This window comes from Nitrogeniibacter aestuarii, assembly GCF_017309585.1.
Taxonomy (GTDB): domain Bacteria; phylum Pseudomonadota; class Gammaproteobacteria; order Burkholderiales; family Rhodocyclaceae; genus Nitrogeniibacter; species Nitrogeniibacter aestuarii.
Window position 1 is genome coordinate 1,262,446 of sequence record NZ_CP071321.1, and the last position, 23,729, is coordinate 1,286,174.

At 62.7% G+C, this 23,729-nt stretch carries 27 protein-coding genes; 23 read left to right on the forward strand and 4 right to left on the reverse strand.

The window, feature by feature from the left end:
* Positions 1-62: 62 nt before the first annotated feature.
* Together rfaE2 and J0W34_RS05865 are read right to left on the reverse strand one after the other, a co-directional pair.
* Positions 63-566, reverse strand: a complete 504-nt coding sequence (rfaE2, locus tag J0W34_RS05860; RefSeq protein WP_230971030.1) for a D-glycero-beta-D-manno-heptose 1-phosphate adenylyltransferase — start codon at positions 564-566, stop codon at positions 63-65.
* Between the two features lie 60 nt (positions 567-626).
* On the reverse strand, positions 627-1,538 hold the full coding sequence (locus J0W34_RS05865; protein WP_230971031.1) for a MerR family transcriptional regulator: 912 nt from the start codon (positions 1,536-1,538) through the stop codon (positions 627-629).
* Positions 1,539-1,824: 286 nt separating this feature from the next.
* Here J0W34_RS05865 and J0W34_RS05870 point away from each other — a divergent pair, with 286 nt between their 5' ends.
* The 15 genes from J0W34_RS05870 (at position 1,825) to J0W34_RS05940 (ending at position 14,162) form a co-directional block, all read left to right on the forward strand.
* Positions 1,825-2,388, forward strand: coding sequence for a glutathione peroxidase (locus tag J0W34_RS05870; RefSeq protein WP_269144637.1), 564 nt, complete (start codon positions 1,825-1,827; stop codon positions 2,386-2,388).
* Between the two features lie 16 nt (positions 2,389-2,404).
* Positions 2,405-3,730: an NAD(P)/FAD-dependent oxidoreductase gene (locus J0W34_RS05875; protein WP_230971032.1), complete on the forward strand. Its 1,326-nt coding sequence runs from the start codon at positions 2,405-2,407 to the stop codon at positions 3,728-3,730.
* Positions 3,727-4,509: a DUF1365 domain-containing protein gene (locus J0W34_RS05880; RefSeq protein ID WP_230971033.1), complete on the forward strand. Its 783-nt coding sequence runs from the start codon at positions 3,727-3,729 to the stop codon at positions 4,507-4,509. The genes J0W34_RS05875 and J0W34_RS05880 overlap by 4 nt, the downstream gene beginning before the upstream one ends.
* Positions 4,506-5,735 carry an SAM-dependent methyltransferase gene (locus tag J0W34_RS05885; RefSeq protein WP_230971034.1) on the forward strand — a complete coding sequence of 410 codons (1,230 nt, stop codon included), beginning with the start codon at positions 4,506-4,508 and terminating at the stop codon, positions 5,733-5,735. The genes J0W34_RS05880 and J0W34_RS05885 overlap by 4 nt, the downstream gene beginning before the upstream one ends.
* The gene (locus tag J0W34_RS05890; protein WP_230971035.1) at positions 5,732-6,244 is read left to right on the forward strand and encodes a chalcone isomerase family protein; all 513 of its coding nucleotides are present in this window, start codon (positions 5,732-5,734) and stop codon (positions 6,242-6,244) included. The genes J0W34_RS05885 and J0W34_RS05890 overlap by 4 nt, the downstream gene beginning before the upstream one ends.
* Positions 6,241-7,509 (forward strand): MFS transporter, encoded by a 1,269-nt coding sequence (locus tag J0W34_RS05895; RefSeq protein ID WP_230971036.1) that lies wholly within the window; start codon positions 6,241-6,243, stop codon positions 7,507-7,509. Before J0W34_RS05890 ends, J0W34_RS05895 begins: the two co-directional genes overlap by 4 nt.
* Positions 7,506-8,042, forward strand: a complete 537-nt coding sequence (locus tag J0W34_RS05900; RefSeq protein ID WP_227817837.1) for a DUF3833 domain-containing protein — start codon at positions 7,506-7,508, stop codon at positions 8,040-8,042. The genes J0W34_RS05895 and J0W34_RS05900 overlap by 4 nt, the downstream gene beginning before the upstream one ends.
* Positions 8,039-8,812: an SDR family NAD(P)-dependent oxidoreductase gene (locus J0W34_RS05905; protein ID WP_227817838.1), complete on the forward strand. Its 774-nt coding sequence runs from the start codon at positions 8,039-8,041 to the stop codon at positions 8,810-8,812. The genes J0W34_RS05900 and J0W34_RS05905 overlap by 4 nt, the downstream gene beginning before the upstream one ends.
* Positions 8,809-9,234 carry a nuclear transport factor 2 family protein gene (locus J0W34_RS05910; RefSeq protein WP_230971037.1) on the forward strand — a complete coding sequence of 142 codons (426 nt, stop codon included), beginning with the start codon at positions 8,809-8,811 and terminating at the stop codon, positions 9,232-9,234. The genes J0W34_RS05905 and J0W34_RS05910 overlap by 4 nt, the downstream gene beginning before the upstream one ends.
* 403 nt (positions 9,235-9,637) lie before the next feature.
* Positions 9,638-10,768, forward strand: a complete 1,131-nt coding sequence (gene coxB, locus J0W34_RS05915) for a cytochrome c oxidase subunit II (protein WP_230971038.1) — start codon at positions 9,638-9,640, stop codon at positions 10,766-10,768.
* Between the two features lie 21 nt (positions 10,769-10,789).
* The gene (ctaD, locus tag J0W34_RS05920; RefSeq protein WP_227817842.1) at positions 10,790-12,373 is read left to right on the forward strand and encodes a cytochrome c oxidase subunit I; all 1,584 of its coding nucleotides are present in this window, start codon (positions 10,790-10,792) and stop codon (positions 12,371-12,373) included.
* A gap of 21 nt (positions 12,374-12,394) precedes the next feature.
* On the forward strand, positions 12,395-12,499 hold the full coding sequence (locus J0W34_RS05925) for a cytochrome oxidase small assembly protein (protein ID WP_227817843.1): 105 nt from the start codon (positions 12,395-12,397) through the stop codon (positions 12,497-12,499).
* Positions 12,496-13,050 (forward strand): cytochrome c oxidase assembly protein, encoded by a 555-nt coding sequence (locus J0W34_RS05930; RefSeq protein WP_230971039.1) that lies wholly within the window; start codon positions 12,496-12,498, stop codon positions 13,048-13,050. The genes J0W34_RS05925 and J0W34_RS05930 overlap by 4 nt, the downstream gene beginning before the upstream one ends.
* Before the next feature lies 1 nt (position 13,051).
* Complete coding sequence (locus J0W34_RS05935; RefSeq protein WP_227817845.1) at positions 13,052-13,255, forward strand: DUF2970 domain-containing protein; 204 nt, start codon at positions 13,052-13,054, stop codon at positions 13,253-13,255.
* A 55-nt stretch (positions 13,256-13,310) separates the two neighbouring features.
* Positions 13,311-14,162 carry a cytochrome c oxidase subunit 3 gene (locus J0W34_RS05940; RefSeq protein WP_230971040.1) on the forward strand — a complete coding sequence of 284 codons (852 nt, stop codon included), beginning with the start codon at positions 13,311-13,313 and terminating at the stop codon, positions 14,160-14,162.
* 66 nt (positions 14,163-14,228) lie between these two features.
* Here J0W34_RS05940 and J0W34_RS05945 read toward each other — a convergent pair whose 3' ends face one another.
* A complete protein-coding gene (locus J0W34_RS05945; RefSeq protein ID WP_230971041.1) occupies positions 14,229-14,426 on the reverse strand; it encodes a twin transmembrane helix small protein in 198 nt (65 codons plus the stop codon).
* 75 nt (positions 14,427-14,501) lie between these two features.
* Between J0W34_RS05945 and J0W34_RS05950 the strand changes: the two genes are divergently transcribed.
* From J0W34_RS05950 to J0W34_RS05970, 5 genes are read left to right on the forward strand one after another with little or no spacing between them, the layout of a single operon-like run.
* Positions 14,502-15,188, forward strand: a complete 687-nt coding sequence (locus J0W34_RS05950) for an SURF1 family protein (RefSeq protein ID WP_230971645.1) — start codon at positions 14,502-14,504, stop codon at positions 15,186-15,188.
* Positions 15,189-15,210: 22 nt separating this feature from the next.
* A complete protein-coding gene (locus tag J0W34_RS05955) occupies positions 15,211-15,765 on the forward strand; it encodes an SCO family protein (protein ID WP_230971042.1) in 555 nt (184 codons plus the stop codon).
* 5 nt (positions 15,766-15,770) lie between these two features.
* Complete coding sequence (locus J0W34_RS05960; protein WP_331001535.1) at positions 15,771-16,784, forward strand: COX15/CtaA family protein; 1,014 nt, start codon at positions 15,771-15,773, stop codon at positions 16,782-16,784.
* Complete coding sequence (cyoE, locus tag J0W34_RS05965; RefSeq protein ID WP_230971647.1) at positions 16,765-17,664, forward strand: heme o synthase; 900 nt, start codon at positions 16,765-16,767, stop codon at positions 17,662-17,664. The genes J0W34_RS05960 and cyoE overlap by 20 nt, the downstream gene beginning before the upstream one ends.
* 10 nt (positions 17,665-17,674) lie before the next feature.
* A complete protein-coding gene (locus tag J0W34_RS05970; RefSeq protein WP_230971043.1) occupies positions 17,675-18,259 on the forward strand; it encodes an SCO family protein in 585 nt (194 codons plus the stop codon).
* A gap of 63 nt (positions 18,260-18,322) precedes the next feature.
* Here the strand turns inward: J0W34_RS05970 and rpoH are convergent, their stop codons facing one another.
* Positions 18,323-19,180 carry an RNA polymerase sigma factor RpoH gene (gene rpoH / locus J0W34_RS05975; protein WP_227817852.1) on the reverse strand — a complete coding sequence of 286 codons (858 nt, stop codon included), beginning with the start codon at positions 19,178-19,180 and terminating at the stop codon, positions 18,323-18,325.
* Positions 19,181-19,442: 262 nt separating this feature from the next.
* On the opposite strand from rpoH, the gene J0W34_RS05980 reads away from it, so the two are divergent.
* From J0W34_RS05980 to J0W34_RS05990, 3 genes are read left to right on the forward strand one after another with little or no spacing between them, the layout of a single operon-like run.
* Positions 19,443-21,659: a type I secretion system permease/ATPase gene (locus tag J0W34_RS05980; RefSeq protein WP_230971044.1), complete on the forward strand. Its 2,217-nt coding sequence runs from the start codon at positions 19,443-19,445 to the stop codon at positions 21,657-21,659.
* Positions 21,656-23,071 (forward strand): HlyD family type I secretion periplasmic adaptor subunit, encoded by a 1,416-nt coding sequence (locus J0W34_RS05985; RefSeq protein WP_230971045.1) that lies wholly within the window; start codon positions 21,656-21,658, stop codon positions 23,069-23,071. Before J0W34_RS05980 ends, J0W34_RS05985 begins: the two co-directional genes overlap by 4 nt.
* Before the next feature lie 35 nt (positions 23,072-23,106).
* Positions 23,107-23,682 carry a LuxR family transcriptional regulator gene (locus tag J0W34_RS05990; RefSeq protein WP_230971046.1) on the forward strand — a complete coding sequence of 192 codons (576 nt, stop codon included), beginning with the start codon at positions 23,107-23,109 and terminating at the stop codon, positions 23,680-23,682.
* The last annotated feature ends 47 nt before the right edge of the window (positions 23,683-23,729 follow it).

Sequence of the window (23,729 nt, forward strand, 5' to 3'; positions counted from 1 at the left end):
TCATGAAAGGTTAACGTCCCGCTCAGTTCGCCCTTGAGGGGTTTGTTGCCCGAGGTAGAGCGCTATTTCTGTGCAATCTGGCCGAGCGTGGAACGAATGCGTTCAATGACCCGCGTGGTCGAGCGCTCATGCTCGAAGGGAATGGCGGCGACCGTACCGCCCCATGCCTTGACCTCTGTGGCGCCGACGATGGTGTTGATCGGCCAGTCGCCGCCCTTCACGAGGACATCGGGGTGGCAGGCCAGAATGGTCTTGAGGGGGGTGTCTTCATCAAACCAGGTCACCATCGACACGCTCCCCAGGGCAGCCATGACCGCGGCCCGGTCTGCGAGCGGGTTGATGGGGCGCTCGTCGCCCTTGCCCAGCCGGCGCACCGAGGCGTCGGTGTTGAGTGCCACGATCAGGGCTGCCCCCAGCTCGCGGGCGCGTGCCAGACAGGTCACGTGGCCGCGATGAAGGATGTCGAAGCAGCCGTTGGTAAACACCAGTGGTCGTGGCAAGTCGGCAATGCGCGCCGCCAGTGATTCCGGTGGGCAGATCTTGGATTCGAATTCGGGCGCGGGCATGAGTCAGTCGCTGGATATCAACTACGGAAGCATAGCGGATCGTCGTGGCCTCGTGCGGCGTCAGTGGGAGGGATGCGCTGCACGCCAGCTGAGCAGCGCGTCGAGCGTCTCGCCAATGACCTTGAACGTCAACACGCCCGACGGCAGCTTGCGGGCGGACGGCACACCCGCACCACCGGCCCACAACTCGACATGCTCGGGCAGGTGCGAACGCAGCGCCGAGAGCCCCTCGATGGCCAGTCGTGCAGGAAAGGCGCTACTGAACGACAGCGCGACAATGTCGTAACGGCCTTCACCCGCTGCGGTTGCGATGGCCTCGATGGGTGTGCGGGTTCCCAATGACACGCAGTACGCGCCCTCGGGCACGAGCATCGCTTCGACCATCAACAGACCCAGACCATGCGGTTCGTCGGGAAAGGTGGTCAGGAGAATGCGTGGCGAGCCCAGGTGACTGGCGTGCTGGCCAACAGCCCCACGCACGAGATTCTGCACTTGCTCGGTGTACATGTGCTCTTCCGAGACCCCGAGCGCGCCTTTGAACCACGCCAGACCGACCTGATGGTTGAGCGGGGCGACCGTTTCAGAGACGAATCGCTGCAAGCCTTCGCGCAACAGACGTTGCTGCAACTCACGGCGCAGCTGATCGCAATCGTGGGCGGCCACCATGTCGACCAGGGGTTGCAGTGCGGCCGCCTTACTGTCGCCCTTGGCCTCGCGGGCGCTCTCCCGGTCGATCAACTCGGCGAGGACTTCGTCGGGCGCACCGACGATCTTGCCGGGACGGTATCCGAGATCCATCAGACGGCGGATAAGACGCAGACGCGCCACCTGGTCGGCGGGGTAGAGGCGCTCACCCTTTTCGTCGCGAACCGGCACCGGAAACTCGTAACGGCGTTCCCACACACGCAGCGTGTCCTTGCCGATACCGGTATCACGTTCGACCGCTGCAATCGGATAGAGCGTTTCTGGCATTTGTCTAAGACAAACCTTGACGGAGGAAATTGTTAAGCCTATCTTAGGGGTGAGATTCAGATTTGTCTAGGACAAAGATTATGCGAGTAACAGATTTGGCGACATGGAGCGCCACGCTGTCCTTCTTGGCAGCATTGCTGGTGTTGTCGGCAGGTGCGGTGCGCCCGGCCGGGGCGGGCGAAGCGGACAGCGACATGATAGTTGAGCGTGCCGTTGTCCATGACAAACCCGGTGTCCACGCCCAGCATATCGAGCTGCTGGAACGCCTTCATCGGGGATGGTGATCATGCGCAGACTGATTGCCACGGCTTTGCTCCTGCTGTTCGGCACCGTGCCTGCCCAGGCTCAACCGCCGTGCCCGCCGCTCTTGCAGCAACCGTATCGCGCCTTGCAGGGCGGCGAGCAGGGCGACATGTGCCGGTTTGCGGGCAAGGTGATCCTGGTGGTGAATACCGCGAGCCGTTGCGCCTTCACGCCCCAGTACGAAGGGCTCGAAACGCTCTACCGGACATACCAGTCGCGCGGGCTGGTCATCGTCGGCTTTCCGTCGAATGACTTCGGTAATCAGGAGCCGGGTGACGCAGCGCAGATCAAGGACTTTTGCGAGACCACCTACGGCGTGAAGTTTCCCCTGCATGCCAAGACTGCCGTGACCGGCGCCGACGCACACCCGCTCTACAAGGCGCTCTTCAAGCAGACCGGACAGGTGCCGGGCTGGAATTTCCACAAATACCTCATCGATCACACCGGGACCGAGGTGGTGAGCCTGCCCAGTCAGGTGCAGCCGACCTCAGCACGCATGGTCGAGCTCATTGAAGCACGTCTGAACACACGCAACGGCAACGATTGAGTCCGGAGACAAGCACATGGACATGAATGAAGCGGGCCGGTTTTCCCCCTTGCCCGGGCAGAAGGTGGCGGTGGTCGGGAGCGGCATTTCGGGGCTGGCCACGGCCTGGCTTCTGCGCGAGCGCTACCGGGTGACCCTGTTCGAGGCAGCGGATCGCCCGGGCGGCCACACCAATACCGTCGAGGTGGAGCTCGATGGACAGCGGGCGCCGGTCGATACCGGGTTTCTCGTCTTCAATCGCAAGACCTACCCGAATCTGTGCGGGCTCTTCCAGACGGTCGGGGTTGAATCGGTGGCGTCTGAAATGACGTTTTCGGTGTCGCTGCGCGATCCCGAGCTGGAGTGGGCGGGAACGTCGCTCGATACGGTCTTTGGGCAGCGCTCGAATCTGGTCAAACCGGCTTTCTGGACCATGCTGCGCGACATCATGCGCTTCAACCGCGAGACCACCGGCATGGCGGTCACGGGTGAATCGACGGGTGTTTCCCTGGGCGACTACCTGGAAGGCAACGGCTACAGCCGGGAATTTCGCGACTGGTACCTGCTGCCCATGGCCGCCGCCATCTGGTCGTGCCCGACGCAGCAGATGCTGGCCTATCCGCTGGCCACCTTTGCCCGGTTCTGCCACAACCACGGCTTGCTTCAGGTGACCAACCGCCCTCAGTGGCTGACCGTGGCCGGGGGCGGCCGCAGCTACGTGAGCCGACTGCTGTCGGATCTGAGTGATGTGCGTCTGGGCTGCCCGGTGACATCCATGGCACGGGACGGGCTGGGGGCGACGCTGACCACGCCCGACGGCGAAGAGCGCTTTGATGCAGTGGTGCTGGCCTGCCACAGCGACCAGGCACTGCGACTGCTCGGCGGCCAGGCCACCGACGCCGAGCGCAGCGTTCTGGGTGCCGTGCGCTACCAGCCCAACGTGGCTTACCTGCACACCGATCCGGCCCTGTTGCCGCGCCGGGAAAAGTTGTGGTCGGCGTGGAACTACCTGGCCGGCGAGGGGCTGCCGGGGCAACAGCCGGTTTCCGTGTCCTATCTCATCAACCGTCTTCAGCCGCTGCCGTTCAAACGGCCGGTGGTGGTCAGTCTCAATCCTGAACGTGCGCCGGCGGACGACCATGTCATCGAGCGCATCGAGTACGCACACCCCATATTCGATCAGTTGGCGATCGAGGCGCAATCGTGGCTGGCCGGGCTCCAGGGCCGGGAGCGCACCTGGTATGCCGGCGCCTGGTCCGGTTTCGGTTTTCACGAAGACGGACTCAGATCGGCGCTGGCGGTGGCCTCGCAATTCGGTGTGGAGGCTGCCTGGACGACGCGCGCCGAGGCCGTGGCGGCATGAGCGAGACAGTCTCGATGCTTGACGCCGCGGTGGGCTTCGGCCGGGTCATGCATCGGCGGCACGGGCCTGCACAGCACGGCTTCGTCTATCCGATTGCGTTCATGCGCGTGCCGCTGGGGCAATGGGACGCCTTGCGCGCGCCGTTGCTCGGTGTCGACCGGATCGGGGTCTTCTCGCTGCGCAAGCGGGACCATGGTGCGCGCGACGGTAGCGATCTGGAGCCGTGGATGCGGGGTGTGCTCGACCAGGCCGGGCTGGCCGGTGCGTGCAACGGACGCATCGTCCTGCAGACCTTCCCGCGCATGTTCGGCTACGTCTTCAATCCGGTCAGTTTCTGGTTCTGTCACGACACCGACGGTCGGCTGCGCGCCGTGCTTGCCGAGGTCAACAACACCTTCGGCGAGCGCCACAGCTATCTGGTGGCCCACGAGGACGCTGCGCCCATCCGCGACGGGCAGACACTCGGGGCGCGCAAGTGCTTCCATGTGTCGCCGTTTTTCCCGGTCTCGGGCGAATACCGCTTCCGCTTTTCCGTCACCGACGGGCGCAGCCGGGTTCACGTCGATCTGTGGGAGGCCGGCGAGCGCCGTCTGAGCACCTGTATCGACGGCGCGCTGGTGCCGCTCGATGGTCGCAGCATGACCCGCTGGCTGCTGCGCTTCCCCCTGATGACCTTTGCCGTGATGGCCCGCATCCACGTGCAGGCCTTCCACCTGTGGCGCAAGCGGGTGCGCTTTTTCCGCAAGCCGGCGCCCCCGATCCAGGAGATCAGTACATGAACGTCAATGAAAATACGCTGAGCAGTGGCCTGCCGCGCCTGGAGAAGCGCCTGCCGCGACGGGTGCGCGACGTGCTCTCCCTGCTCGAGGGGCTCGAGGGCGGCAGCATCAGCATGAGTCTGCCGGGCGGCGGCACCGTGCAACTCGGCCAGGGCGAGCACGTGGCTCACTGGGCGGTCAAGGACATGGCGATGTTCGACCGGGTCATTGCCACCGGCGATATCGGCCTGGGTGAAGCGTGGATGGAGGGGCTCTGGCACACCCATCACTTGCCCGAGTTGCTGACGCTGCTGGCGAACAACCGGGCCCGCCTGGGTGCGCGGCTCTATGGGCGCGGGCTGTCGCTGCTGGCCTACCGGATATGGCACCTGCTGCGGGCCAATACCCGCGCAGGCTCCAGGCGCAACATCGAGGCCCACTACGACCTGGGCAATGATTTCTATGCGCTGTGGCTCGATCCGACCATGACGTATTCCGCCGCCTGTTTCGCCACGCCCGACGAATCACTGGCCGCGGCCCAGCGGCGCAAATACCGGCGCATCCTCGACACCATGGATGTGCGTGCGGGACAGCACCTGCTTGAAATCGGCTGCGGCTGGGGCGGGTTCGCGGAAGTGGCGGCCAATGAGTACGACTGCCGGGTCACCGGGCTGACGCTCTCGCCGTCTCAGCTGGCCTTCGCTCAGGCGCGCGCCGAGCGGGGCGGTTGGGCGGATCGCGCCGAGTTCGTGCTGCGGGACTATCGCGACGAGCACGGGCAGTACGATCACATCGCGTCCATCGAAATGATCGAGGCGGTGGGGGAGCAGTTCTGGCCCACTTACTTCGAGCGCATTTCACAGTGCCTGGCGCCCGAGGGCAAGGCGGTGATTCAGGCGATCACCATCGACGATGACCTGTTCGCGCGCTACCGTCGCGGGACGGACTTCATTCAGCGCTATATCTTCCCCGGGGGCATGCTGCCCAGCCCGGAGCGCATGAACCGGGAGGCCGGGCAGGCCGGTCTGGCGCCAGTCGGCCGTTATCGTTTCGGGCGTGATTACGCCCGTACCCTGCGCCGGTGGGACGAGGCTTTTGCTGCGCAACGAGACGCCGTGGTCGCGCAGGGCTTCGATGAGCGCTTCGTGCGCATGTGGCACTTCTACCTCGCCTATTGCGAAGCCGGTTTTCTCGCCGGCGACATCGATGTGTGCCATGCCGCCTTTGTGCACGAGGCCGGCCAGTGAAGCGCGCGGCGCTGTGGGCGTTCATGTGCTGCGCCGCGCTGGCCCTGCCGGCGCATGGCCGCGTGCCCCTGCCGGCAGCGCTGGCCGCGTCTGCCAGTTGGCAGTTGCAGGGGGCCGGCGAGATGAGTTTTCTGGGTTGGCGCATTTACGAGGCGGCCCTGTGGCGGCTGCCCGCCGGTGGGGAGCGCGAGGTGCTGGCGATTCGCTACAACACCGACATCAGCTGCAAGCAACTGGTCGAGAGCACCCTCGATGAGATGCGTCGCATCGGCATCGATCAGCCGGAACGCTGGACCGTTCAGCTACAGAAGGCGTTTCCTGACGTGGACGAAGGCGACACCCTGTTCGCCGAGCGTCATGCGGGCGGCGTGCGCTTCTTCAATCGGACGGGCCTGATCCATGCGGTGGATGACCCTGCGTTCGCGCCGGCCTTTTTCGGCATCTGGCTGCACCCCAAGACCCGCGAGCCGCAACTGCGCGCAGCCTTGCTGGGCGAGGCGCGCCAGTGAGTCAGGCCCGTGCGCTGTCCATGCCACAGATCGTGTTTTACGGCGCGCTCGGGCTGCCACTGGCCTTCGCGGCGCTACCGATCTACGTGCACGTGCCCAAACTGTATGCCGATGATCTGGGCCTGTCGCTGACCGTGGTGGGGGCGATCCTGCTGGGCGCGCGGGTGGTGGATGCGGTCACCGATCCACTGTTCGGGTGGCTGGGCGACCATGTGGCCTCGCGCCTGCGCTGGATAGTGCTGGCCCTGCCACTGCTGGCCGTCGGGATGTTCGGCCTGCTCTCGCCGCCGGGCGATGCCGGGCCGCTGTGGTTGCTGTGCTTGCTGGTGCTGGCCTGCGCGGGCTACTCGATGGCCAGTGTGAACTATCACGCCTGGGGCGCCGAGATGGCGGGCGGGCCCGGCGAGCGCACGCGTGTGATGGCCAGTCGCGAGGGCTTCGGCCTGGTCGGGGTGGTGATGGCGGCGGCCTTGCCCGGCTTTCTGGCGGACGACATCGCACCGGGGCTGCAGCGATTGGCGTGGGGGTTCATTCCCCTGCTGGGCATCGCGGCGCTCATTACGCTCTGGGGCGCACCGCAGGCGGGGGCGTCGGCGCCCGCGCGGGAACGCCCGTGGGTTGCCTTGCGGCGGGCCTTGGCGCGTCCGGCATTCGTGCGCCTGCTGATCCTGTTCGGGCTGGGCGGTATTGCGGCGTCGATACCGGCGAGCACGGTGCTGTTCTTCGTGGAAGACGTGATCGGACGTCCCGACGCCTCCGGCCCGTTGTTGGCGGTGTATTTCGTGGCGGGGGCCGCGGGGCTGCCGGTGTGGGTGAAGCTGTCGGACCGGTTGGGCAAGGTGGGGGCGTGGATGGTCGCCATGATCGTGGCGATTGTCGCCTTCGTTTGGGCGGCCATGCTGGGGCCGGGTGACCTCATGGCCTTCGGCGTGATCTGCGCCTTGTCGGGTCTGGCGCTGGGCGCCGATCTGGCGCTTCCGCCGGCCATTCTGGCGGACCAGCTGGGTGAGCGCGGCGGTGCTGGAGAGGGCGCCGGTGCGGGATCGAGTTTCGGCTGGTGGAATCTGGTCGCCAAGGCCTCGCTGGCGCTGGCGGCAGGGCTCGCGCTGCCGCTGCTCGATCTGTTCGGCTACACCCCGGGGCGTGACGGCGAGGCAGGGCGGCTGGCGCTCGCCCTTGTCTATGCGGCGCTGCCGGTGCTGCTCAAACTGTTCGCACTGGGTCTGACCTGGCACTGGCGCCATCAATTGGGAGCGAAATCATGACGAAATGGATCTGCGCGGTGCTCGGCGTGCTGGGCATCAGTGGCTGCAGCACCACCATTGAGGATTATCGAGACACCACGCCACCGCTGGTGCTGGAGGACTACTTCAAGGGTACGCTTGACGCCTGGGGCATGTTCCAGGATCGCAGTGGCAAGGTGATCAAGCGCTTTCACGTGGTGATCGATGCCAAATGGGAGGGGCCTGTCGGCACGCTCGATGAGCGATTCACCTACGATGATGGCTCTACCCAGCGGCGGGTGTGGACGCTCACTGCCCATGGCGATGGTCGCTACACCGGCACGGCCGGTGATGTGGTGGGCGTGGCCGAGGGCCAGGCGCGTGGGAATGCGTTCCGGTGGAAGTACGTGATGGCCCTGCCGGTGGACGGCAAGGTGTACCACGTGGACTTCGATGACTGGATGTATCTCGTCGACGACAAGGTGATGCTCAATCGCTCGGAGATGAGCAAGTTCGGTTTCCATCTTGGCGAAGTCACTTTGAGCTTCACCCGTCGGAGCGAGGCATCGCCATGAGTCTGAATCGCAAACGATCGGACTGGCACGGCCAGCGCGTCTGGCTCATCGGCGCATCGAGCGGCATCGGTGAGGCGCTTGCCCGGGCGCTGGCGGATGCGGGGGCGGAACTCGCCCTCAGTGCGCGCAGCAAGGACAAGCTTGAGGCCGTGGCCGGGTCGCTGGGTGGCGCCCTGGTTGTGCCCTTCGACGTTACCGAGCCCCATGGCTATGCAGACGCCTGGGCACGCATTGGCAAGCGCTGGGATCGTTGTGATCTGGTCGTGTTTCTGGCGGGCGCCTACAAGCCCACCCGGGCGTGGGAGCTAACTGACGAGGAGATCACCAGGACGGTCGAGACCAATCTGGTGGCGACCATGCGCGGCGTCGCCACCGTGTTGCCGGACTTTCTGGGCCGGGGTGGGGGCGGTGTTGCGCTGGTGGCCAGTGTTGCGGGGTACGGGGGCTTGCCTCAGGCGTGCACCTATGGTCCGACCAAGGCGGCCCTCATCAATTTCGCCGAAACGCTGTACATGGATGTCAGGGAAAAGGGCGTCGATGTGTACCTGGTCAACCCCGGTTTCGTGGAAACCCCGCTGACTGCCGACAATGACTTCGAGATGCCCGCATTGATGCGGCCTGAAGAGGCGGCCCAAGCCATCCTCGAGGGCATGGCCCGCGGGCGTTTCGAGATCCATTTCCCGAAGCGCTTCTCGCGCGTGCTCAAGCTGCTTCAGTGGCTTCCGCGCGGGGCGTACTTCAAGCTGATCAAGAAGGTGACTGGCTTATGACCACTGCACGGCCCATCGATGCCCTGGCCCGCTTCTACGAGTCGCTCACGGCGGACAAGTTGTCGAGCATCACCGCCTTCTATGCGGCCGACGCCCGGTTCAAGGACCCATTCAACGACGTGGTGGGCGTCGCGCACATCGAGCGCATCTTCGAGCACATGTTCGTGCAGGTCGAATCCCCGCACTTCGAAGTGACCCGGTGTTTCGACGATGGTGATGCCGGGGTTCTGCTGTGGACGATGCACTGGGGCGAGGCGGGCAGCGGTGGGTGCATCGAGGGCGCATCGCGCGTTTCGTTTGATGACAATGGCAAGGTTGTCGATCATCGCGATTACTGGGACCCGGCTGAAAGCCTGTATGAAAAGGTGCCGATCCTCGGCGCCGTGATGCGTCGCATTAAACGTCGGCTCGCCACCGACTGATTCGATCACCCGCCATCCGAGGCGGGCACGCTGACCGCATGCGGCGCCCGAGTCGGCGCGCTTGCTGGATCCTATGCGGCCAAAGCGATTGAGGCAGAAAACGTTACGGTAAATGTAACGCTCCTTGCGGCAGGGTGTTTTTTTGCCTATGCGATTTTGCGCTGCAACATATTGATTTAAATCAAAAAAAGCCTTGCGACCCTGAAAATGGGTGTGGCACTATGCCGCAGAGGTTCCGGCCGCGCCAAACCACTAGATATAGCGGGTTCCGGGCCCTAGGGAGTTCGCGACTGGCGCATTGTCACGACCGGATTGTCCACGCCCCAAGGAGATGCAGTAGCGGAGCGTAGGCTCGATGGTTGTGTTCTTTTGCGTCCCTCAAAGACCAGGATGGGGGTTGCACATGAGCTTGTTTGCTCGAACTGCAGTAACCACGGGGCTCGCATCGCTCAGCGCGTCTGCGCTGGCCGTGGAGAAGAACGGCGTCAATCTGCAGACGCCGGTCACCGAAGTGGCTTCACAGATCTACAACATGCACACGCTGATGCTGATCATCTGTCTGGTGATCTTCATCGGGGTTTTCGGTGTCATGTTCTGGTCAGTGTTCAAGCACCGCAAGTCCAAAGGGGCGGTGGCTGCACACTTTCACGAAAACACCACTGTCGAGATCGTGTGGACCGTGGTGCCCGTGCTGATCCTGCTTGGCATGGCCTATCCGGCCACCAAGACGGTGATCTCCATGAAGGATACGTCGAACCCCGACATCACCATCAAGGCCACCGGTTATCAGTGGAAATGGGGTTACGACTACATCAAGGGCGAGGGCGAAGGAATCCGCCTGATCTCGAATCTGTCGACCTCTCAGGAAGCCATCAATGGCAATGCCGAGAAGGGTGACAGCTACCTGCTCGAAGTCGATGAGCCGCTGGTCGTGCCGGTGGGCAAGAAGATCCGTATTCTGACCACGGCCAATGACGTGATCCACGCCTGGTGGGTGCCCGCCTTCGGGGTCAAGCAGGATGCGATTCCGGGCTTCATTCGCGATACCTGGTTCCGTGCCGAGAAAGAAGGCATCTACCGTGGCAACTGTGCCGAACTGTGCGGCAAGGACCACGGCTTCATGCCGATCGAAGTGCATGTGGTCTCGGATGCTGATTACACCGCCTGGGTGAAGACGCATGCCGAAAAGGCCGAGGCCGCTGCCGAGGGCAACGCCAAGGTCTGGGACAAGGGTGATCTGGTCGCCACAGGCGAGAAGGTGTTCAACGCCAATTGTGCGGCGTGCCACCAGGCGGATGGCAAGGGCTTGCCCCCGGCCTTCCCGGCGCTGGATGGTTCGGCAGTGGTCAATGGGCCGGTGGGCGAGCAACTCAATACCGTGATGCACGGTCGCCCCGGAACGGCCATGGCCGCCTTCGGCAACATGCTCGACGACGCCCAACTGGCCGCCGTCATCACCTACACGCGTAACGCCTGGGGCAACACTGCGGGCGATGTGATTCAGCCGGCCGATGTTGCGGCCGCGCGCAACTGATCGCCCAAGGAGGACAACAGAATGTCTGCTGTGACCCCCGACCACGTCCATGATGATCACCACCACCACGGCCCCACCGGGTTGATGCGCTGGATCACCACGACGAACCATAAGGACATCGGCACGATGTACCTGATTTTCAGCTTCATCATGTTCCTCTCCGGGGGTGTGATGGCGCTGACAATCCGTGCCGAGCTGTTCCAGCCGGGCCTGCAGATCGTGCAGCCCGAATTCTTCAACCAGCTCACCACCATGCATGGCCTGGTGATGGTGTTCGGCGCGATCATGCCGGCCTTTGTGGGCTTTGCGAACTGGATGTTGCCGCTCATGATCGGCGCCTCCGACATGGCCTTTGCGCGCATGAACAACTGGAGCTTCTGGCTGCTGCCCCCGGCGGCGCTGCTGCTCATCGGTTCCTTCTTCGTGCCGGGCGGTGCCACTGCCGCGGGCTGGACGCTGTATGCCCCGCTGTCGGTGCAGATGGGCATGGGCATGGACCTGACCATCTTCGCGGTCCATATCATGGGTATCAGTTCCATCATGGGCGCCATCAATATCGTGGTGACCATCCTGAACATGCGCGCACCGGGCATGACGCTCATGAAGATGCCGCTGTTCTGCTGGACCTGGCTGATCACCGCCTACCTGCTCATTGCCGTGATGCCGGTGCTGGCCGGGGCGGTGACCATGATCCTGACGGATCGTCACTTCGGCACGGCGTTCTTCAATGCCGCCGGTGGTGGTGACCCGGTGCTGTATCAGCACGTGTTCTGGTTCTTCGGTCACCCGGAGGTCTACATCATGATTCTGCCGGCCTTCGGCATCGTGAGTCAGATCATCCCGACCTTTGCCCGCAAGCCGCTGTTTGGCTACGCCTCGATGGTGTACGCCACGGCGTCCATCGCGATCCTGTCCTTCGTGGTCTGGGCGCACCACATGTTCACCACCGGCATGCCGGCAGCCACGCAGCTGTTCTTCATGTACGCGACCATGCTGATCGCCGTGCCCACGGGCGTGAAGGTGTTCAACTGGGTGGCCACCATGTGGCGCGGTTCCATGACCTTCGAAACCCCCATGCTGTGGGCCACGGGCTTCATCTTCGTGTTCACCATGGGCGGCTTCACCGGCCTGATCTGCGCGATCGCACCGATCGACATCCAGGTGCAGGACACGTACTACGTGGTGGCGCACTTCCACTATGTGCTGGTGGCCGGCTCGCTGTTCGCGCTGTTTGCCGGGGCGTACTACTGGCTGCCGAAATGGACCGGCCATATGTACTCGGAGACGCTCGGCAAGATCCACTTCTGGTCGTCGATCATCTTCTTCAACATCACCTTCTTCCCGATGCACTTCCTGGGGCTGGCCGGCATGCCGCGCCGGATTCCGGACTATGCATTGCAATTCACAGACTTCAACGCGATTGCATCCGTCGGCGCTTTCGGCTTCGGCCTGACCCAGCTGCTGTTTATCGTGGTAGTGGTCAAGTGCGTGCGCGGCGGCAAGAAGGCATCGGCCCAGGTCTGGGAAGACGCCGAGGGGCTGGAGTGGACCGTGCCGTCGCCGGCACCGCACCACACCTTCGAAACCCCGCCGGTCGTGAAGTAATAGGGTAAAGGAGCGAGCACGATGACCAATCGCCAGGGAAATCGCAGAACCGGACTGATCCTGCTGTCCATCGTGCTCGTCTTCTTCGTGGGCATCATGGTCAAGACAGCACTGCTGGGCCGATGAGCGATCCCGCCAACGAAAACAAACGCCTGATGCTCCGACTGGGCATTGCCGCCGTGGCGATGTTCGGCTTCGGGTTTGCATTGGTGCCGTTCTACGAAGCGATCTGCCAGGTCACCGGGCTGCGCAACATCCTGCAGCCCGATGAGGTGGTCAATACACAGGTTGATCGCAATCGTTCGCTGGTGGTCGAGTTCGACTCCAACGTGCACGACATGGCCTGGACCTTCCGTCCCGTGCAGGGCTCGGTGGAGATTCATCCCGGCGAGCTGGTGACCGTCGAATACGAAGTCACCAACACCAAGGATGAGGCGGTCACCGGCCAGGCCGTGCCCAGTTACGGCCCCCAGATTGCCGGGAACTACTTCAAGAAGATCAACTGCTTCTGCTTCGAACGCCAGACGCTCAAGGCGGGTGAGAAGCGGGTCATGCCGGTGGTCTTCGTGGTGGATCCCTCACTGCCTGAAGATGTGCACACGATCACTCTGTCGTACACCTTCTTCGAGATCGCGGGCACCCGCGCGGAGAAGCCGGCACCGGGTGACAGGAGTTGATATGACCGAGCCAGTCAGGCGCGCAAGCTTTTTCGCCACCATGCGGGCGGTGATGTGGTCGTTTCTGGGCGTGCGCAAGAAGCGCGCGTATCAGGAGGATGCTGCGTCGCTCAACCCTGTGGCAGTGATTGTGGCGGGGGTGCTGGCGGGCGTGATTTTCGTGTTGAGTATCGTCGCATTCGTACGCTTCGTGGTCGGCGCCTGACCACCGAGCGGGAAATGAAACTTTCGTTTTGGCATCAAGCCGGGAGAGCATCCCTATGAGTCAAGCCGTCGAGAAGTACTTCGTACCGGAACCTTCCAAGTTCCCCATCTTTGGTTCCTTTGCCCTGCTGTGCATCGGGGCGGGTGCCGTCATGTGGCTGAACAAGGTGGGCCCGGGCCAGCTGGTGTTCTTCCTCGGTCTGGCCACCCTGATCTACATGTTGTTCGGCTGGTTCGGGCAGGTGATCAAGGAATCCGAAAGCGGCCAGTACGGCAAGAACGTGGATGCGTCGTTCCGCTGGAGCATGGGCTGGTTCATCTTCTCCGAAGTGATGTTCTTCGCCGCCTTCTTCGGCGTGCTTTTCTACGTGCGGGTCATTTCGGTGCCATCGCTGTCTTCGGGCGATAACGAAGCCTTGCTGTGGCAGGGTTTCCAGTCGGCCTGGCCAACCGCCGGGCCGAACGCAGTCGAAAGCTTCTCGCCCATGGGTGCATGGGGTATCCCGGCGATCAACACGCTCATTCTGCTGACCTCGGGCGCGACGCTGACCTGGGCCCATTGGGGGCTGATGAAAGGTAATCGCGGCCAGTTGATTTCGGGCCTGGCCATCACCGTGATCCTCGGCGCGATCTTCATGTGCTTTCAGGTCTATGAGTACATGCATGCTTACAGCGAGATGAACCTGAAGCTGACCACCGGCATCTACGGTTCCACGTTCTTCATGCTCACCGGTTTTCACGGGATGCATGTCACGATCGGCGCCATCATGCTGCTGGTCATGATGTTCCGCGCGATGAAGGGGCACTTTACAAAGGAACACCACTTCGCCTTTGAAGCGGCCGCGTGGTACTGGCACTTCGTGGATGTGGTGTGGCTCTTCCTCTTCGTGGTGGTCTACTGGCTGTAACTCACCGCAAGGAATGAAACCGGCCGCCCGAGGGCGGCCGGTCGATAGACGAGAAACCGAGATCGATCAGAGTCGGGTCTGGATGAGGCCAGTACCGTAACCAAGCATCAACAGCAAGAACAGGCCGATGGAAAGACCCACACGGAAGGTAAGTGCCCGAACGGTTCGCTCCGTGCCCTTGCCCCGGTCGCGGAACAGAAAGGTCAGGGCTGAGCCCAGGCTGAGCAGGATCAGAAGAAGCAACAGAATGACGACGATTCGCATGTGTGTCCCCTCGATAGTCTCCGGGCAGTTTAGCCCAGTGATGCGCAGTTTTGGGGGCGGTGCTTGCGGCGCGTGATGGATTGGCTGCCCTTTGTCGTCGGCATTCTCCTGTGCATTCTCACCGTTCAGCTGGGGCTGTGGCAGACGCGACGTGCGGAAGAGAAGATTGCACTGGGCGAGCGGCTGGAGGTGGCCCGGTCGGAAGCCCCAGTCCAACCGGCAGACATCGATACTGTCGATGAATGGACGCGAGTGGAACTGGCAGGCCACTGGATCGCCGACAAGACCATCCTGGTGGATAACCGGGTCCATCAGGGGCAGCCGGGTTTCCACGTGATGACGCCGCTGCAGACGCGAGGCGGGTCAATCGTTCTGGTGCGACGTGGCTGGGTGTCTACCGGGCGTGATCGTTTGGTGTTGCCACAGATCACGACACCGTCCGGCGACGTGGTCGTGATCGGGCAGGTGCGGATTCCAGAAAAGAAGCCGTACTCACTCGCTGATCAAGCGGGGCAGGGGCGGCTCTGGCAGTACCTGGATATGAACGCCTATGCAAAGGCCTTCGATGTGGCGGTGGCACAACGCATCGTCGAGCAGTTGAGCGACGCCGACGACGCTCTGGTGCGCGATTGGCCGCGGCCGGATCTGGGTATTGACCGGCATCGCGGCTATGCGGCGCAATGGTTCGGATTCGCGGCACTGTCCGCTGCTCTGGTGATCTGGTTCGGATGGAGACGGTGGCAACAACATGGCAACAGCTGAAATGACGGCAGAAGCACCCCGAATGAACAAGAAATCGCGCAGGACCCTGATTGCGTTGATCGCGGTCTGTGTGTTGCCGGTCGCAGCATCCTATTTCGCCTTCTATGTGTGGAAACCCGATGCACGCATGAACTACGGCACCCTCGTGAGTCCGGCGCTGCTGCCTGAAGCGCCGTTGATGAATCTGGCCGGCGAGCCGGTGGCACGTGAGCAACTGACGGGGAAATGGACCTATCTGGTGGTGGCGCCTTCGGCATGCAATGACGCCTGCCAGGAAGCGCTCTATCTCACGCGCCAGATCCGTACTGCGCAGGCCAAGGAGATGGACCGGGTTCACCGGATCTGGCTGGTGACCGACAGCGGCATGCCGGACGGCAAGCTGCTGAGTGCTCACGAAGGGATGGGCGTCGTGGTGGCCAATGACGCCTGGCGCGAACGCTTCGCCTTCGACGGACTGCCCCGGGTGTGGCTGGTCGATCCGCAAGGCTACGTGATGATGCGCTACCCGGACTCGCTTGAGGCCAAGCGCATGATCAAGGACCTCGGCCGCTTGTTGAAGTATTCGCAGCAGGGGTGATCGGCATGTATCGACGCCTGGTTTTCATTGCTCTTGCCCTGACCCTCATCGTCGTTGTGCTGGGTGCCTATGTTCGCCTTTCCGATGCCGGGCTCGGCTGCCCCGACTGGCCCGGTTGCTACGGTCAGCTGACGCCGGCCCATGCGGCGGATGAAATCGCGGCTGCCGTTGCTGAATCGCCCGAGGGTCCCGTGTCCATGCACAAGGCCTGGAAGGAGATGGTGCATCGATACCTGGCGGCGAGTCTGGGGTTCATCATTCTGGTGATTGCCGGGTTGGCCTGGCGACGCCGGGCCGATCCGAGCGTGCGTGCGACGATTGCCGTTTCCTTGGTCGCGGTGGTGATCTTTCAGGGCCTGCTGGGCAAATGGACGGTCACCTTGCTGCTCAAACCGGCGATTGTGACCGGACATCTGATTGGCGGTCTCACGACGCTGTCTCTGCTTGCCTTGCTGGCGCTCCGTGCGGCGCAGGTATCGCGCCCGACTGTCTCCGCTTCGTTGGTGCGGTGGGCGCGAATCGGTCTGTTGGTGGTGATCGTGCAGATCATTCTCGGCGGCTGGACCAGCACCAATTACGCGGCGCTGGCGTGTACCGACTTCCCGACCTGCCATGGCAGCTGGTGGCCCGACATGGACATGGCGAACGCCTTCCATGTGGTTCGCGAGCTGGGTATGACGGCTCAGGGCGACATGCTCTCGTTGCAGGCGCTTACCGCCATTCACTGGATGCATCGACTCGGTGCCCTGGTCGTCACTGGCGTCCTGCTGGTGCTCGCGCTGCGGCTGGCCCTGGCTGGCCAACGCGGTATGGCGAGTGCGGTGTTCGCTGCGTTGGCCGTTCAGGTGAGCCTGGGAATTGCCAATGTCGTGATGAGCCTGCCGCTGGGGCTGGCGGTCGCGCACAATGCGGGGGCGGCGGTCCTGCTGCTGACCCTGGTGGTTGTCAATGAACGGCTCGTGCCTGCACGTGCCTGGGATCTGGCCGGAAGGAGAAATGATGAAAACGCTTACGCTTGATCAATACGATGTCGTCCGTCGTCTGCGCCAGTTCTCGGTGCTGACCAAGCCGCGCGTCAATTCACTGATTGTCTTTTGCGCGATCATTGGCATGTTTCTCGCCGTGCCGGAGGGGGTTCCCTCCGCGGGTGTGGTGCTGGCAGCGACACTGGGTATTGCTTGTGTGGCCGGCGCGGCTGCGGCCATGAATTGTCTGATCGAGCAGCAGATTGATGCGCGCATGGCGCGCACACGTGCCCGCCCCTCGGCGCGCGGTGAGTTGAGTAATTCCGAAACGCTGATGTTTGCCGGTGTGCTCGGTGCAATCGGCTTGTGGATGCTCTACGCGCTGGTCAATCCGCTGACCATGTGGCTGACCTTTGCTACCTTCGTGGGCTACGCGGTGATCTACACCATTTTTCTCAAGCCACGCACGCCGCAGAATATCGTGATCGGCGGGGCCTCGGGCGCCATGCCGCCGGTGCTGGGCTGGGCCGCGGTGACGGGCGAGGTCAGTGCGGATGCACTGTTGCTGTTCCTGATCATCTTCGCGTGGACGCCGCCCCACTTCTGGGCGCTGGCCTTGTATCGCACGGCTGACTACGCCCGCGCCGGGCTGCCGATGCTGCCTGTCACCCATGGCTCGAAATACACCCGCCTGTCGGTGTTGCTCTACACGTTCATCCTGTTCGGCGTCACGCTGCTGCCTTTCGCCACCCGGATGAGTGGCCTGATCTATCTTGTGTCAGCCGTGGTGCTCGGGGGTATGTTCCTGCGTTACGCGTGGCGTCTGTATGTCGATTACAGCGACACGTTGTCGCAGCGCACCTTCCGCTTCTCCATTGTTTATCTATCATTGCTGTTTGCCGCCTTGCTGGTGGATCATTACCTGCGTTTCTGATGGGGCAACCATGCTTCGTGCGTTTATTGTGGCGGCTGCGTTCGCGCTGACCGCCTGTTCTCCTGCTGACCCGACGGTCAGCTACCGCAACACCGATATTACCGGCGCCGAATACGCGCGTGACTTCAAGCTCACCGACCACAATGGTCAGGTCCGCACCTTGGCCGATTTCAAAGGCAAGGTGGTGACCATCTTCTTCGGGTACACACAGTGCCCCGACGTGTGCCCCACCAACTTGAGTACGATGGCGGCGGCCATGCAGCAGTTGGGACCGGATGCCGACAAGGTGCAGGTGATGTTCGTGACCGTGGATCCGGAGCGGGATACGCCCGAACTGCTGAAGAACTATGTGCCGGTGTTCAATCCGACCTTTCTCGGACTGTACGGCACAGCCGAGGAGACGGCGGCAGTGGCCAAGGAGTTCAAGGTCATTTACCGCAAGGGCGGAGACACGGACGGGCCCAACTACACCGTCGATCACTCGGCAGGGACCTACGTGTTTGACCCTGCCGGCAGGTTGCGGCTCTATATCAAGCATGGCACGTCGGTCGATGATATCGCCGCGGATCTCAAGCAGCTGGTCGCTGGCGCCTGAGGTGATGCGGTACCCATGAAAAAGGCGACCCGAGGGGTCGCCTTTTCAACGCGGCCTGTCTATTCAGACCACGGCAGCCAACTCGCCGCGCATTTTCTTCATGGCCTTGGCTTCGATCTGGCGAATGCGCTCGGCAGACACCCCGTATTCATCCGCGAGTTCATGCAGGGTGGCCGACTTGCCTTCTTCGCCAAGCCAGCGCGCCTCGATGATGCGACGGCTGCGTTCGTCGAGGTTCTCAAGCGCGCTGCGCAAACCTTCGGTCGCAAGCATCGCCTGCTCGGTGCGCTCGATCACGTCGACCGGTTCGGCACCCGGATCAGCCAGATAGGCGATCGGGGCAAAGCGCTCTTCGTCCTCATCGCGACCGCCGTCGAGCGGGATGTCCTGACCGCCGAGGCGGGTTTCCATCTCGACGACCTCTTCGGGTTTCACCCCGAGCTGCTCCGCCACAATGGCCACGTCGTCCGGGCTCAGGGCGTTGCTGTCTTTCTTGAAGCTGCGCAGGTTGAAGAACAGCTTGCGCTGCGCTTTGGTCGTGGCGACCTTCACCAGACGCCAGTTCTTGAGGATGTACTCGTGAATCTCGGCCTTGATCCAGTGGATCGCGAAGGACACGAGACGCACGCCACGGCGCGGATCGAATCGCTTCACGGCCTTCATCAGTCCGATGTTGCCTTCCTGAATCAGGTCCGCGTGGGGCAGGCCGTAGCCAAGGTAGCCCCGGGCAATGGCGATGACCAGACGCAGGTGCGACATCACCAATTCGCGTGCCGCATCCACGTCGCCTTCATCATGAAAGCGTGTGGCGTAATCGCGCTCTTCCTGCTCGCTCAACACCGGAACCCGGTTGGCGAACTGAATGTACTGGTCGATGCTGCCGACGGAAGTCGGAACAGGCATGGTCATGAGCTGTGTCATTGATGGATGCCTCCCTCTAGTTCATTGCTATGTTAGCACTCGATGGATGAGAGTGCTAACAGCGGAATTGGTTCCGGAATTCTTGAGTTGTTTCGTCGGGTATGTAACGTGATGTGCATCACGTAAAGCATCGTGCCAAGTGGGCTGACGCCCCCCGAAGCGCTTGTTCTCTATGCGATCATTGGCCTTCGTCATCAAGTTATGACGCTCCTTGTCGTTACTGACAGGAGTTGAGCGACGCCCACTGAACAAGCATGCCAGCATGAAGGACACCATGTCGGAAGACGCGAGCGCAGTATCCGAACCGGACGCCCAGGTGACGCCTGTCGACGCGAGTGCCGATCCGGCCCCCGAGCGCGATCCGCATCGGCCGGACGCCTTGCTCGAGTGCCTGTTGGTGGTGGCGCGTGCCTACAGCACGACCTTGACGCGGGATGCGGCGACGGCGGGCCTTCCGCTTGAAGACCACCGGCTGACCCCTTCGCTGTTCGAGCGCGCCGCCCGACGCGCCGGTCTGGCCAGCCGACTGGCCAAGCGACCGCTGGACCGCCTCAATGAAGACCTGTTTCCGGTCGTGCTGCTGCTCGACGATGAACAGGCCTGTGTGCTGCTGGGCTGGGCCGACGACGGTCAGGCCCGGGTCATTTTTCCCGATCTCAACGATGCCGAAGTGATGGTGCCGGCGCAGACGCTGGCCGAGCGCTATATCGGGATGGCGATCTTCGTGCGTCCGCGCTTCCGCTTCGATGCGCGCAGCCCGTCGGTGGGGTCGATCAAGCGACGTCACTGGTTCTGGGGCGCCGTGCGCGAAAACAGGGCCTTGTATCGTGACGTCTTGCTCGCGGCCTTGCTGATCAATGTCTTCGCTATTGCGATGCCGCTGTTCACGATGAATGTCTACGATCGGGTCGTGCCGAACAACGCCGTCGAGACGCTTTGGATGCTTGCGATTGGGGTGTCACTGGTGATGGTGGCCGACGTGGTGTTGCGCACCATGCGGGGTTACTTCATCGATTTGGCCGGCAACCGGGTGGACGTGAAGCTCTCCGCTTACATCATGGAACGGGTACTCGGCATTCAGATGGAGCAACGTCCGCCGTCCGCAGGTTCGTTTGCCGCCAACCTGCGCTCTTTCGAGACGGTGCGCGACTTCATCACCTCGGCCACCGTCAGCGCCTTCATCGATGTGCCGTTCGCCATCATCTTTCTGATCGTGATCGGCTGGATTGCCTGGCCGATGATCATTCCGATCGTCGTTGGTGCCTTGCTGGTGCTCATTTACGCCATGAGTGTGCAGAGCCGGATGCATGATCTTTCGGAAACCACCTATCGTGCCGGGGCGCTGCGCAATGCCACCCTGGTCGAGAGCCTGGTGGGACTGGAGGCGGTCAAGTCGCTCGGTTGCGAGGGGCATATGCAGCGCAAGTGGGAGCAGAGCGCCAGTTTTCTGGCCCGGGTGAGCTCGCAACTGCGCCTGCTCTCGTCCTCGACCATGAACACCGCGTTGTGGATTCAGCAAACCGTGAGCATCGGCATCATCGTGCTGGGGGTTTATCTGATTGGTGAGGGCGAACTGTCCATGGGTGGGTTGATCGCCTGCTCGATGCTGTCGTCGCGGGCACTGGCGCCGGTCGGTCAGGTCGCCGGATTGCTGACGCAATATCACAATGCATCGACCGCACTGACCTCACTCAACGAGATTCTGTCACGCCCCGTCGAGCGACCCGAGGATTCCAACTTCGTGAGTCGCCAGAGTTTCGAGGGGCGAATCGAATTCAAGGATGTGAGCTTTCAGTATCCGGGTCAGGACATGCTGTCCCTGCGCAACGTGAGCTTTGCGATTCAGCCGGGTGAGAAGGTGGCTTTTCTGGGCCGGATCGGCTCGGGCAAGACCACCATGGAAAAGCTCATGCTCGGCCTCTACCGGCCGACCGAGGGTGCTGTGCTGGTCGATGGCATCGATCTGCGTCAGCTCGATCCGGCCGAGTTGCGGCGCCACATCGGCTACGTGCCGCAGGATGTCACCCTGTTCTATGGCAGCCTGCGCGACAACCTGACCATCAACTCTCGCGATGCCGATGACAATGACGTGCTGCATGCGGCGCAGATCGGCGGCATCGCGGAGTTCGTCAATGCGCACCCCAAAGGGTTCGACATGCTGGTCGGCGAGCGGGGCGAGTCGCTCTCGGGCGGGCAGCGGCAGGGCGTGGCGATCGCACGGGCGTTCATCAACGATCCGCCAATCCTGCTCATGGACGAGCCCACGGGTTCAATGGATCACTCCAGTGAAGAGCACGTCAAGCAGCAACTACGTGCGCACACCGCGGGCAAGACGATGGTCGTGATCACGCATCGCACCTCGCTGCTTGAACTGGTCGATCGCATCATCGTGGTCGATGGCGGCAAGATCGTGGCCGATGGGCCCAAGCAGCAAGTGGTCGAAGCGCTGCGGCAAGGACGTATCGGGAGGGCTTCATGAGTCATCTCGACGAGAAGCACTTCGAGCGCATCGGGACGGTTTCCAATGCCGTGTCAAAGCGCACCCGACCGGTGTTCGATCGTGTTTTCGGACGCTGGCTGTCCGACAAGGACGAGCGCGACCATGGCTGGGTGGGCGATGCTCACTGGGCGCACCTTCAGCAAGAGCCGCTGCGTGCGCGTGCGCTCATGCGCGTCGTGGCGGTCGTGTTCGTGGCACTGATCGTGTGGGCCGCGTTTGCCAAGATCGATGAAGTCACGCGCGGCGAGGGGCGGGTGATTCCGTCCAGCCAGTTGCAGATCGTTCAGTCGCTCGACGGCGGTGTGGTTGAGGAAATTCTGGTCAGGGAGGGCGAGATCGTCCAGCGTGGCCAGGTCATGGTGCGTATCGATCCGACACGCTACATCTCATCTTTCCGAGAGAACCAGGTTCAGTACCTGGCCTTGCTGGCCAAGGCAGCACGCCTGCGCTCGATTTCCGAGGGCAAGTCCTTTGAGCCTCCGCCCGAGGTCGTCAAGGGCGCGCCCAAGGTGGCCATCCAGGAAGAGGCGCTCTACGAGTCGAGCCGTGCTGAGCTCGAGGCCGAACTGGCCATTGCCCGGCAGCAGACCGCGCAGCGCAATCAGGAGCTGCGCGAGGCAAGAGCGAGGCTCTCTCAGGCCAGCCAGTCGCTGGCGCTGGCGGACCAGGAGCTCAAGGTCACCCGGCCGCTACTGGCATCTGGTGCCGTCTCGGAAGTCGAACTGTTGCGTCTGGAGCGGGATGTATCCAATCTGCGTGGCGAGCGAAACCAGGCCAGTGCCCAGATCGCGCGCATCGAATCGTCCATTCTCGAGTCGGAGCGCAAGCTTCAGGACGTGGAGCTGACGTTCCGCAATGCGGCACGCACTGAACTGTCCGACACCATGGCAAAGCTCAACAGTCTCTCGGAAGGCAGCGCCGCACTGCAGGATCGGGTGGACAAGGCCGAGGTGCGTTCGCCCATGCATGGCACGGTCAAGCGGCTGCTGGTCAACACCATCGGCGGGGTGGTTCAGCCGGGCAAGGAAGTGGCCGAAGTGGTACCGCTGGACGAAGCCTTGCTGCTCGAAGCACGCATCAAACCGCAGGACATCGCCTTTCTGCGCCCGGGGCAGGACGCGCTGGTGAAATTCACGGCGTATGACTTCGCGATCTACGGCGGGCTTGAGGCAACGGTTGACCATATTGGGGCGGATACCGTGACGGACGACAAGGGCAATGCGTTCTATGTCATTCGAGTAAGAACAAAGGCTTCAAGTTTGGGTGAGAATCTGCCGATTATTCCTGGAATGGTGGCGCAAGTTGACGTGCTGACAGGCAAGAAGACGATTCTCGATTACCTGCTCAAGCCGGTGCTTCGCGCCAAGGCCAATGCCCTGACGGAACGATGACAAAACACCTCTTCATCAGTTCGAGATCCAGCCTGATGCCCCGATGGCAACAGGCCTTCGCCAATGCTCACATCGCAACCGATATGGGCGGCCAGCGGGCGGATGTCGTCTGGTGGGCTCCCACGGCTTTTGAGCCCGAAGTGCTCGGCCGGCTTCTCGCGCGGGTCGGCGGTGCTGCCCCCGTGATTGTGCTGGTGAATCAGCCAACCCCCGCCGAGGCCATGCAGGCGCTCGCGGCGGGTGCTCGCGGGTACTGCCACGCCTATGCCACGCCCCAGATGCTCGAACAGGTGGCGACTGCGGTCATCAACGGCGGCCTGTGGCTGGGGCCGGAGCTGATGAGCACCATGATCGGTGCGGCCAGCAAACAGTTGTTGCAGGACACCCCCCGGCCTAACAGCTTCGAGAACCTCACACCGCGTGAGCGCGATGTGGCCATTGAGGTGGCCCACGGTGCCACCAACAAGGAAGTGGCGCGGCGGCTGAACATTACCGAGCGCACCGTCAAGGCGCACCTGGGCGCCGTCTTCGAGAAGCTGGGCGTGCGTGATCGCCTGCAACTCGTACTCGAATACAAGGACGCGGCCAAACAGGTCGGCCAGGCCGCTTGATGCGGTCGGGGTGGACCCTGTCCACCAGTCCAATACCGGCCGCGGAC